The sequence below is a fragment of the Lysinibacillus sp. FN11 genome (genome assembly GCF_024628845.1).
Taxonomy (GTDB): Bacteria; Bacillota; Bacilli; order Bacillales_A; family Planococcaceae; genus Lysinibacillus; species Lysinibacillus capsici.
Genome location: NZ_CP102383.1, coordinates 171074 through 183613, shown reverse-complemented (window position 1 = coordinate 183613; position 12540 = coordinate 171074). Strand labels below are relative to the sequence as shown.

General features: G+C 39.4%; 8 protein-coding genes. 2 read left to right on the top strand and 6 right to left on the bottom strand.

Going from position 1 to position 12540, the window contains the following annotated elements; translation table 11 throughout:
- Positions 1-132: 132 nt before the first annotated feature.
- The 6 genes from NP781_RS00785 to NP781_RS00760 all read right to left on the bottom strand — a co-directional run bounded on the left by NP781_RS00785 (position 133) and on the right by NP781_RS00760 (position 11212).
- On the bottom strand, positions 133-1035 hold the full coding sequence (locus NP781_RS00785; RefSeq protein WP_257521204.1) for a fumarylacetoacetate hydrolase family protein: 903 nt from the start codon (positions 1033-1035) through the stop codon (positions 133-135).
- 124 nt (positions 1036-1159) lie between these two features.
- Positions 1160-2326: a DUF418 domain-containing protein gene (locus NP781_RS00780; protein WP_257521203.1), complete on the bottom strand. Its 1167-nt coding sequence runs from the start codon at positions 2324-2326 to the stop codon at positions 1160-1162.
- An 82-nt stretch (positions 2327-2408) separates the two neighbouring features.
- Entirely contained in the window at positions 2409-6125 is a 3717-nt protein-coding gene (gene addA, locus NP781_RS00775; protein WP_257521202.1) for a helicase-exonuclease AddAB subunit AddA, read from the bottom strand.
- Position 6126: 1 nt separating this feature from the next.
- Positions 6127-9636 carry a helicase-exonuclease AddAB subunit AddB gene (addB, locus tag NP781_RS00770; RefSeq protein ID WP_257521201.1) on the bottom strand — a complete coding sequence of 1170 codons (3510 nt, stop codon included), beginning with the start codon at positions 9634-9636 and terminating at the stop codon, positions 6127-6129.
- A 374-nt stretch (positions 9637-10010) separates the two neighbouring features.
- Positions 10011-10649 carry a TVP38/TMEM64 family protein gene (locus NP781_RS00765; protein WP_004227497.1) on the bottom strand — a complete coding sequence of 213 codons (639 nt, stop codon included), beginning with the start codon at positions 10647-10649 and terminating at the stop codon, positions 10011-10013.
- Between the two features lie 11 nt (positions 10650-10660).
- Complete coding sequence (locus NP781_RS00760; RefSeq protein ID WP_048392043.1) at positions 10661-11212, bottom strand: helix-turn-helix domain-containing protein; 552 nt, start codon at positions 11210-11212, stop codon at positions 10661-10663.
- Between the two features lie 124 nt (positions 11213-11336).
- Between NP781_RS00760 and NP781_RS00755 the strand changes: the two genes are divergently transcribed.
- Positions 11337-12071 (top strand): AzlC family ABC transporter permease, encoded by a 735-nt coding sequence (locus tag NP781_RS00755; RefSeq protein ID WP_257521200.1) that lies wholly within the window; start codon positions 11337-11339, stop codon positions 12069-12071.
- Positions 12068-12394 carry an AzlD domain-containing protein gene (locus NP781_RS00750; RefSeq protein WP_048392045.1) on the top strand — a complete coding sequence of 109 codons (327 nt, stop codon included), beginning with the start codon at positions 12068-12070 and terminating at the stop codon, positions 12392-12394. The genes NP781_RS00755 and NP781_RS00750 overlap by 4 nt, the downstream gene beginning before the upstream one ends.
- Positions 12395-12540: the final 146 nt, after the last annotated feature.

The following is a 12540-nucleotide window of genomic DNA, read 5'->3' as shown; positions in this document are numbered from 1 at the left end:
TTACAATAGTGTTCACACAATTTACATCATTTAAAACTTGGAATCATTGCATCTCATAGTTTTTACTTCTGTTACTATGCCTTAAAGTAGTAAAAAAATCCGCGGAGTATAGACTCTCGCGGATTGATATTATTATTCAAAATGGTTGACTAAAGTACCAATTCCTTGAATAGACACTTTTACTGTATCTCCAGCTTTTAAGAATTGTGGCGGGTTCATCCCTTTGCCAACACCTGATGGCGTACCTGTTAAAATCACATCACCTGGCTCTAATGTTACATGCTGAGATAGGATGGATACTAACGTTTCAACAGAGAACATCATATCTTTCGTAGAGCCATTTTGACGTACTTCATCATTGACCTTTGTGACTACTGTTAAGTCTTGTGGATTTGGGATCTCATCCTTTGTCACAAGGTATGGTCCAAGAGGGCAAGTACCGTCCAAGCTTTTACCCAAGAAGAATTGTTTATGTTTCTCTTGTAAATCACGAGCTGTTACATCATTGGCAATTGTATAACCAAATACGTAATCAAACGCTAAATTTTTAGGAATGTTTTTGCCACGTTTACCAATAACGATAGCTAGCTCACCTTCATAATCCATTTTTGAAGAAAGGTCTGCATGAATGGAAATTGTTTGTCCATCTGCAGCAATTGCAGTTGGTGATTTTGTGAATACCATTAAATCCGTTGGTGCTGCTTCTGCACCCATTTCCTTTGCATGTTCATCATAGTTTTTACCAATACACATAATATTTTTAGGTGTACGTGGAATTGGTGAAAGCCATTCGATCTCTGTAAATTCACGTTTAAAACTATTAGCATTATCTGATTTTTCTGCTGCTTCTACTAATTTACGAATCTGTTCCACAAAATCAAAGCCTAAAGCAATGCCATCCACGATTGAGCTTGAAAAAGAAGGGAGAACTTGAAGTTCACTTTGAATAGCGAGTACATCCCATACCGCTTCTTCTTTTTTTACTTTTGGTCCAAAGCTTACATGTCCACCTAATTTGAATGATAAAATTTTCATGATTGAAAGAGCTCCTTCTTTTTTCTACATAATACAACAATATGATAGAAATTACCTCATTTTTGCGACAACATTTTTATAAGTTGTTATATCTTCATAAAATATGCATGTGAAGAGGAATATATTAACGCACTTCTACTTTTTGCTTATATGTTAATTTACGCCATATTGTCTCTAACGGCCCTTGTTTCCACTTAGATAGCCAAATTTCTGCTATGATCATTTGCACAACAATAATGCCGACAGCAATTAATACCCCTGTTTCTACACTTACTTTACCATACCAGCCAAAGCCAAATTGGTAGAATAAACAAGTACCTATAATAGATTGAAGAATATACATCGTTAATGACATGCGACCAATTTTAGCAAAAGGACTAAGTACCTTTGGCATTATTGGCACTAAGCAAAGTAACACAATGACCCCAATATAGCCCACCGATAGAACAGGCCCCCCTATGTATACCTTTAAATAATCTAGTAAATATGTTCTTGTAAACATAATAGATAAGCTTTTTATACCAATACCTATGACCAATCCAGCGATTGCAAACGACAGCCAGAGCCACTTCAGTTCTTTAGCCCGTTCTACTAAACGCCATTTAGAGGCAGCGGCACCTATTAACATATACGGTAAAATCGTGAACAGTGCGACAAACCACATCTCGATGCCTGCCTGCGTCGATAAATCTGTTAAGCGTTGCATAAAGGCATCTACCCAGTTTCCTGTCCCATAAGCCGTGATGGCCTTCTCTACTGATACGATATCTAAGTAATCATCTACTTTTGTATTAAAATTTACAATCCCTACTACAAAGAGCATAAAAGCTTGCATCAAGCCATTAATAATCAAAGCACTCGCTAATAGCCAGATGGGACTCAAACGTAGTAAAAGCACTAAGAAAACGCCACAAAATGCATACATCATTAAGATGTCGCCCCACCAAATTAGCACAGCATGGATAAAACCAAAGGCAAACAGGATGGACAGTCTACGAAGCCCCAGCGTATAAAAGTTTTGTTCACGACTTTGAGCCTTTTGCCACTGCATGGCTAGCCCATAACCAAATAGCATGGCAAAAAGCGGGTAAAAGCTGCCTTGCACATATATATCTATGTTTTTCTGCCAAACAATATCCGATGGGGTTGTAAACCATGATGCCAAATCAATATGCGGCATTGGCAAATAAAAGGTATACATATTTACAAGTAAGATACCTACTAAACTAATACCTCGTAAAATATCTAATGTTGCTATTCGTTCCTGCAACATTGTTGGTTTTAACTCCACAAAATAGCCTCCTCTTGACTAGCAGCTATGGTGAAAGCAGGGCAAGAAAAAACTTTGCCCCCCTTTGACCGTAACAAGTTTTTTATGCGTGTATGGTCTGTTCATTATCGAATAAAAATAATACTTTATCACTCACCTTGATGTGTAAAATTGATTCAATGGCTTCGCTATAAACACGAAGCTGTACGGCATAACGACCTAGTATTTCCTTTGACAGGGCTGGCTCCTGCGCAAAATGAGATTGTATACGGTCCGTTTTATAATCCAACAAGACCCAATTACCGTATTCATCCTCAAATAGGCAGTCAATGATCCCTTGCACAATTTGAGCATCACCATCTTCATCGATTCTACTAATTGTAAACGGCATTTCTCTACGTATCTGCCTTGCGCGTTGAAAGCGTTGCCCTATTTCTGTCTCAAAAAAACGATAAATTTTCGCTTGCGGAACTACTTTGCCCTCCGCCTCTGTTAAAAGCTGTCTTGTCACTAAATCCTCCACAAAGTCCCTTACAGCATCGATATGACTAAAGCCATATTGAGGAACATGCTGCATCACTGTGTGCACAGCTGTACCAATTTCAGCACCAGTTAGCTGTTGCTCCTGTAAAAAAGCGGGGCGAGGTGCAATGGACGAAGCCTTTTGCTTGATAGGAGAGGCAAAATAAAATTCAGGTTCCTCCTGGCGCTGTAAATTTTCTAATCGCTTTATTTCACTAACAGATGTTTTGGAGCGCTTTCTTGTAGATTTTTGATAGACATACTGCGCTTGAAAGCGGGTAGTGATTTCAGCCAGCAAGTCCTCATCCTCTTGTATCGCAAGCACTTGCTGTACTTCATCACTCATCGCCTCTATCTCATATGAATAATGCTTTGTATCGATGGCTTGAACCAACCAATGTGATTGATCCTCCACTTCTTTATAAGATGTGCTTGCTACAGCTGCAAAATCTGCATGTCTTGCTACTGCTGGGCCAACCCAGTCCAAATAACTATTAGCTCTTGCACGTAAATATTCTTGAAGCGGTGCATCCATTGGTAAACTTTGTGCGTCCTGCCAGTTGTCGCGTGTTTTCTCCCAGTTCTTCACTGAGCCGACTAAAATCAAACGCTCCTTCGCTCGCGTCATTGCAACATATAAGACACGCATTTCTTCTGCACGCATCTCCAGTTCTTTTTTCTCCTTCAATGCTAAAAACGGTAACGATGTATATGTGATACGATTTTCGGGATCAATGGCCTTAACAGCTAGTCCAAAATCTTGATCAAACATATAGGGCTGATGAAAATCCATTTTATTAAACGGACGTCCCATTCCTGCAACAAAGACGACTGGATATTCTAAACCCTTGGATGAGTGTATTGTCACCAGACGTACTACATCATCCTTTTCGCCAATTGATTTGGCAGTACCTAAATCATCGCCACGCGTACGCATACGATCAATAAAGCGTAAAAAACGGAATAGTCCACGAAATGCCGTTTTTTCATACATTAATGCACGATCATGTAATACGCGTAGATTTGCCTGACGCTGTTTGCCATTCGGCATTGCCCCAACCATTTCATAATAGTGTGTATCTAAATAAATTTTCCAAATTAAATCTGATAATGATCCACGACGTGCTAAATCACGCCAATTTTCAAAGGCCAGCATAAAGCGTTGCAACTTCTCAAATGTAGTGGTTTGCACACCATGTCCTTCACTACGAATAAATTGTCGTAAAGCATCATAAAAAGGTACCTTTTGATCGGCTAAACGAATTTTCGCCAGCTCATTTTCCGTTAAACCAACAAACGGTGCGCGCAGTACAGAGGCTAAGGGAATATCCTGATAGGGATTATCGACTACCTTCAGGACATTTAACATAATCATTACTTCGAGTGCGTCAAAATAGCCTTTAGATGATTCTGCATAGAGTGGGATCCCTGCCAGCTTAAATTCCTCCACTAAGTCTGTTGACCATGTCATCGAGCGCATTAAAATCACAATATCACTATACTTTAATGGTCGCTCTGTTTTTGTTTTCGTATCGTATACAGTTGTTCCATCTTCCATCATCTGACGTATACGATCGATAATAAATCGTGCCTCATATTGTGATTTTTTTAATTCCTCAAGCTCCGTTGCCTCATTGCTTAGTTCTTCCAGTTCTTCTGTTGTTTCCTCTTCCTGCGATGGATGCAATACGACCAGCTCAACAGGTATTTCTTTCTCATCATAGGGTGCAGCAGGCTTTAGTGACGCATTGTCATCATAAGAAATTTCACCAACACGCTCACCCATAATTTGTGCAAAAACATAGTTTGTAGCATTTAATACTTCTTTTCGACTTCGGAAGTTAGCGTTTAAATCTATTCGCATCCCCGTTACATCAGGTGACTCCAAGTATTCACTATATTTTCTCATAAAAAGCTTTGGCTCAGCTAATCGGAAACGGTAAATACTTTGTTTCACATCCCCAACCATAAAAAGGTTTCCATCTTGTTCTTCGCCCGTTTTGACAAGCTGTAAGATGGTTTCCTGTAGCATATTGGTATCCTGATATTCATCTACAAGTACTTCTTTAAAACGCTTTTTCATATCTAGTGCAACCGGTGATGGATGAAGTGCACCATCTATCTCTACCGTTAAAATTTGAAGTGCATAATGCTCTAAATCTGAAAAGTCAATGATTCCCCGTTCTAACTTGGCTAGTCGAAATTGTTCACTAAATGTAGTGGTCAATTCAACTAGCGTAGTAATGGTCGGTGCCATTAACCTTATTTCCTCAAGTAGCCTTGCAGGCGTACGAACAAAAAATGTCTCCTTGATTTTATTCATCATTTTTTTGGCTGCTTCTCGTTTTTTCTTTGCAAGCTCCTGCAGCTCTACATTAACTAGTGCATCCTTCGATACCCGCTTTAAGGTAGACCATTTAACCGTTGCAAAATAATCAAATAGCTCTTGCCATGTCCCACTTTGACTAATGCGAATCCCTTCCTGAATCATAGCAAAATCTACCTCTGCCGTTTCAGCATAGGGTGCAGGTCCATCTGGTTGTAATGTAATTGCGCGCATTTCAGAAATTAACATAAACGCCTCTTCCAGGCTATGACGTACGGTTAATTTGACGTATTGAGATAGCTCTAAATCATCTATTGTCACTTCCTCAGCTAATTCATATGCTTTCGGCAGGCTCCAAAGCCATTTTTGAGGCTCGGCATGGACACGAGACGTATCATAAAGTTTACTAATCAGCGTTTCGATGGCTTGATCATCACGATCTGAGGTAAAGCTATCGACAAGACGATAGATGGCTTGGACGGAAGCCTCATCCTCAGCATCATAGGCATCTTCTAAAACTTCTGCTAAAACATCATCTCGTAATAATGCTATTTCTGCTTCATTGGCAATACGGAAGCCTGGGTCTATTTCAAGTAAGTACGCATATTGCTTCACAATTGCTAAACAGAAGGAATGCAGTGTAGAAATTTGTGCTTTATTAACAAGACTAAGCTGCCGTCTTAAATGATTAGATGTTGGATTTTCTGCTATCGCCTTTTCTAATGCCTCAGACATACGATGACGCATTTCAGCGGCTGAGGCATTTGTAAAGGTCACTACCAATAGTTCATCTACATTGATCGGATTTTCAGTAGCAATGACTTTTTCAATCATACGATTGATCAGAACCGCTGTTTTCCCAGACCCTGCTGCAGCCGATACAAGCGTATCTTGACCGCTAGCATAAATGGCCTTCCACTGATCGTCTGTCCATGTGACATCTACTGGCTTAACAGGAATTGTTTGTACCATTCTATTCTATCTCCTTCCGAATTTTATCGACAATATCATTCGGCTTTGCTTGCATTAATTGACGATAGTTTTGTTTACCATCTGATGGATCAAATTGGCAAACCGCAGCAAATTGACAATAATCACATGCCGTTTTGGCTTTTAATTTATAGGGACTAATGGCTGTATCACCAGATAAGATACCATTCCCTGCCTCCTGATGTTTACGACGAACGAAATGTTGCAACTTTTTCATATCATTGACAGGAACTATACGCGATTGTGATTCAGACGGTGTTCCATCTTTTTTCATATAGACAGGAATGATTTTTGAATGTCCACTACTTTCTTCCAATTGCTCGTCCATCGATAAAATCGCTTCAGCATTTTCAGATAGCAAACCTTTCATTTTATACTGCTTTAAACGATCCTCTTCTATTTCACTGTCCGTCAAATCTTTATCCAGCTTCAGCATCGGATTATGGACATGGACATACAGTACCCCTGCTGGCTCTGCTTCACCTGATAGCCAGTAAGAACTATTTTCCATTGCCACATCTAAATACGTTAGGACCTGTAAGGATAATCCGTAATAAACCTCATTTAAATCAAGGTCACGAGCTGAGGATTTATAGTCAACAATCCGCAAATAAGAGCGGTCATCTATCGTTGCACTATCCACTCTGTCAATACGTCCACGCATAAACATTTTCTTACCACCAGTCAAATCAATCTCTAATGGTGGTAGCTGTTCATGTTGTCCAGGACCAAAAGACGCCTCAATTGCAATTGGTTTGAAGTGTGATACATTTGCATGCTGTGTCAGTGCTGTCATTGTACGCTCAACAATTAGAATTAGCTTACGCTGAATATAGCGATAGCGGGCACTGGATAATAGGATTTGATGGGAAAAGACTGGAACAATTTGTTCTACTGCTTGACGTGCTAATTGTTTAATTTGCTTTGTTGTTAAACGAATCCAAGATAATTGCTGACGATGTGTTTCCTCTGTAATCCACTTTAATGCCTCATGGAATAAGTCACCCATTGCAAACGTTTCTAGCCGATACTCAGCTCGTTCTTCAAGACGTAGACCATACGTAGTGAAATGAGAAAAAGGACATCTGAAGTATTTCTCAATTCGCGACACACTGGATGTTAGCTTCTGACCATATAATTCCTGTGTAATATAGGTTTCAAGTGGCTCAGCCTCATTTTTATGGGTAATTGGATAAAGTACGCGGTCGAAAATGAGTGCCCAATAAGGATCTTGTTTATAAAATCTTTGTAAAGCTAGCCATTCTGGAGCTAGTTCACGGCTATGTTCAGCTTGACGTAGCTGTACCATTAGATGTGCCAATGCAGTCCTTGGATGGCGTAAATATGGTAAAACATCTCCATCTAGTAATTCAATCGGGTCGATTACCACTCGTTCTATCGATACACCACTTAATAACCCAGCCTTTTTGTCATTTCCTATTACTTTCTTAATATAAAGTGAGGCTAGGAGTGCCTTGCCTTCCTCATCCGCCGTAGGATAGGTCATATACAATTTGTTAGATGGCGTTGTAATAGCACGATAGAACAAGAAATTTTCCTGTAATAAACGATTAGTAGAGGTAGGGGCAAGTTCATAGCCAATTTGACTAAACCATTCACGTTCGATATCTGACAACAAGCCCTCATACTCCATCCGAGTTGGATAAACACCATCATTCATTCCTATTACAAAAGCGACTTTGATATTGGATAAACGAGCTAAATCGACAGTAGCCACCATTACTTCATCAAGGGTTGGCGGAATTCTTGAAAATTCTAATGTATCAAAGCCTTCATCAAGAATTTTGGCTGCTTGCTCTACAGACATCTCCTGCTCACCAAACATATAAACGAATTGGTCAAGAACAGCAATCCATTCATTCCAAGCTTGTTCATGTTCACTTGCAGCTAATGCGTCACCTCGCTCTAGCTCACGATCTTTCATGACTTGCAGTTTGTCATATACCTGTAATGACTCTATAAGTTCAAATAAAGCAGTCGCAATATCTCTGCCATTCTTGGCGCTATCAAGCTTGTCTTGTAATAGTTTTAGAGGTTGGCGAATTTCATCTCGAATGGCCTCGATTTCTGCCTGCATTGCACGCTCTTCATCTGTTTGTACACGCGAATGGAATTCTAGACCGCGATACTTTTTATAAAACCAACGTGCCTCCTCAAACCATCGTTCTCCATAGATGCCTTGCGCCAAGCAATAATTTTCTAATCGGTCTGCTCGCTCACGCCAAATTGTTAACTCCGCTTGTAATGGAAAAAACAAATCTGTTTTGACACCACGAAAAACTGGCTCATATTTCCAATTCGAGGTCATAACCTCCAAGGCTGAACGACTTAGCTCTATTAATGGATGATGTAGCATTGTCTTTTTTGTATTTGTAAAAATAGGAATTTCATATTGTTGGAAAATACTTGTAATAAGTGGATCATAGAGATCTGCTTGTCTATACAAAAGTACGATATCCTGATAGCGAAAATCGTCTTCTCTTGTCAGTTTTGTTATTTCCCGGGCAATCGCATGTACCTCCGCTCGACGATTTGATGCTTCAAGCACGGTTACATCTCCTGAAGTTTTTTTCGTTTTGGGCTCCAAATCAGCAAACTTTGCCTCCACATGCTGTAAATCTTTAGAATGAAATCTTTGAGTCTTATAAAAATGTATTGGTAATTCAACATCAATGCCCTCTTCTTTTGCTATATCATGAAGACGTTGATTCGTTAAGGCTGCTTCATGGAATAAAGCTTGTTCATCATAGGCTTCATCAATATGATCAAAGGGAAGGACGACCGTTACTTGCTTCGTTACCTTTAACAATTCACGAACCAGTTCTAACTCCCGCACAGTGAAAGCGGTGAAGCCATCAATATAGATGGTCGCTTGCTTCATCGTTTCGGCATACTTCAGTTGCTCCGTTAAAATCGGATAATAGCCCTCGCTGTCAACATATGTCGTACCAAGGCGTTCCTCTAATGCCTGCAAAACAACATGTAAATCATTCGCTTTCGCCTGCAATGTATTGGGTGCATCTATTGCCTTTAACGATTCCATTACCTCTGCCAAGACTGAGCTATTGACGCTATAACGACTAAATTCTCTTAAAAGGGTTTCAATTTCCTCCGTAAAACCACGTTTTCCTGCTGCTTGTCGAAATAAGGAAAACTCGCTTTTTTGTTCCTCCAAAAGTTTACGAATAAGCATTCGATAGCCATAGCCATTCACTTCTTTACGAGCAATACCTCCTGTTTCCTGTAAAACCAACCATGCTAAACGTTTAAACGTCATCACCTGTGCTCGAATCAAGCCTTGTAAACCATGCTTATTTGTCAGCTCATATTCCGTAGAATAAGACATTTGGTCAGGCACTATAATGAAAATCGGATGCCCCAATGGATCTGTCTTTAATTGCTCAACAATTTCCTGATGAATAAATGCCGATTTCCCTGTTCCCGAACGTCCTGAAACAATACGCAATGTCATTTGCTTTCCCCCTCCTCATTAACTTGCTGTTGCGGGTGTCTCTTTTGTTGAAATAAAGATTTGTACTTTTATTTGAGCGATTCTTTCACTGGATTGATTACTTCTCATCTCTCATCTATTTTGGAGCGGATTCCCCACACTATTGATCATTTCTCACCGATTTTTGAGCAGTTTCCCCATTCAATTGATCACTTCTCATCTATGGTGGAGCAGTTTTCCCAGCCTACTCAAAACAACATAAATCATCTATCTTAAATTCTATCGAAAAAACCTAGTAAATACTATCTATCAACCTTCACCTACCTATAATTAGGTTTATTTATTACACAAAAAAGCAGCCTCTTCACATAATGAAAGAGGCTACAGATTATTTACTAACTGGCATGGTGGTCCTGCTTTTTCGTCAAATTTCGCGCTTGCTTTAAATCTCTTTCGACACGGGCATTCAAACGCTTCTCTATCAACTTCCCAACCCACCATAAAATAACAATGGCCACAGCTGCAATTATCAATCTCACTGGGCTTGTCAAGAGCGATTTTAAATCATAGCCTAATACACTCATACCTAAAATCATGACAAACTTTCCTGCAAGTAAAACGATTAAGTAAAATTTTTTATGGATATGTGACAATCCCGCTACAATATTGACAATCACAGATGGTGTAAAAGGGAAGCAGAGGAGGACAAAAAGAGGGCTGATGCCATTCATATCCACCCATTTAATAAGCTTCTGTACTTTTTTACTACCTGTTAAAAATTGCAGTCTTGGATGTTTGCCAAAATGACGCACAAGTAAGAAAACTGCATAGGAGCCAGCTACAGAGCCTAGCCAAGATAATAGAAATCCTAGCCATAAGCCGAATGCACTGGCATTCGCCACAACGAATACGACTAATGGTAGGAATGGTAAAAATGCCTCTAAAAATGGGAGCAGTAAACCAATGATTGGGCCAAACGTTCGATACTGTGCCGCAACCTGTTCAATATTTTCTACAGTAAACCATTCATTCAACGTCGACACCTCTATTTATACTGTAAAATTAAATGAAAAATTGTTAACCCTTCTGAAGTATTACGATATTCATGGGGTTGATGCCCTGAGAATACTAGTGTATCCCCTTCATCTAGTAATTCATGCATGTCTCCAGCAGAAATAACTGCTTGTCCTTTAATAACCATTACAGTTTCCTCTACCCCTTCTGTATGGGCTTCACTCCTACTAACTGCCCCTGGCTCCATTTCAACCTTATAAAACTCCCAGCCTCGCTCTGGATTATACGGAATAATGGAGTAGACACGATAGCGTCCCTCATCCTCATCTACATGTGGTACATCTTTACTGCTATAACGCATGTAATGAGCAGTTGGCGGCTGTAATAATGAAGAAAATGACATACGCATACCCGCTGCAATTTTCCAAATTGTTGAAACAGTCGGATTGGCCTCTCCTTTTTCGATTTGTGCAAGCTGTGCTTTACTGACACCTGTCGCTTTGGCCACATCATCGAGACTTAAATGACGTTGCTGTCTAATTTTCTTTAATTGAAATGCTAAATTTCGACTCATTTGTTCCATCTTTACTCACCAATTTCTATTGTTTATTTTATCAGACATATGTATACTTTAATAAACATCAAGAACTATCAAACAATTCCATCAATAGTATACATGGAAATTATCAAGAAAGGATGACCTATTTATGACAAGTACAACAGAGCTTCAACATGATGACACAACAAGCTCTTCCCATGACAGTTTTTTACAAGGCGTGAAAGATTGCGTGCCTACATTACTCGGTTATATTAGTATAGGACTGGCATTTGGGGTTGTAGGTTCCGCTTCAGGGTTATCTGTCCTTGAAATCGCGCTATTAACGATACTGATTTACGCAGGCTCTGCACAATTTATTTTTTGTGCACTTCTTTTAACAAGTAGCCCTGCCTCTGCTATCATTGTAACCATTTTCGTAGTGAATCTACGCCATTTATTAATGAGTTTAACATTAGCACCTCATTTTACGCGCTACTCCATGCTTAGAAATGTTGGCTTTGGTACATTATTAACGGATGAAACCTTTGGTGTAGCAGTAACAAAGCAAATGCAAACAGGTAAATTATACGGTAAATGGATGGATGGGTTAAATATAACAGCCTATATCTTTTGGATTCTTTCCTGTGTTACGGGTGCCTTTTTAGGACAGTGGGTAGCAAATCCTGAAAAATGGGGTTTAGATTTTGCCTTGGTTGCCATGTTTATTGCACTTTTAGTTTTGCAATTGAGCAGTGTTGGCAAAAGTAAAATCATGCATTATATCAAGTTAATTGGCTATATGGCGGTTATTATGTACGGTCTTTCTTTTGTAGTCCCTTCACATGTAGCTGTGCTCCTGGCAACCGTGATTGTCGCAACAATTGGGGTGGTGACAGATAAATGACAACAACTTCTTATATGGTCTGGCTTATTATCGGCTGCGCACTTGTAACATGGCTACCACGTGTCATTCCATTTATTTTTGTGCGTAGTGTAACACTACCTGATGTTGTGCTAAAATGGCTTAGTTTTATTCCTGTTTGTATATTAAGTGCTCTAGTCATTGAAAATTTAATAGATACTGAAAGCGGCAAAGTAGTGACACTTGATTGGCCAGTCTTTATTACATTTGTTCCTACTCTTATTATTGCCCTTGTCACAAAAAGCTTATCGATTACAGTAGTTGCAGGAGTAATCATTATGGCAGCAGTGCGATTTTTCATGTAAAAAGGTCAACTTATCCGTATACGTAATCGCTTTATTGTGCTTACAGCTTTTACATACGGATTCTTTTTTTATTCATTTTGTTAGTGGGGTGTTAAAAAGTTCTTAGTCATAGTAGTGGCTCCGAATCTTTTCTTTTCAATTAAACA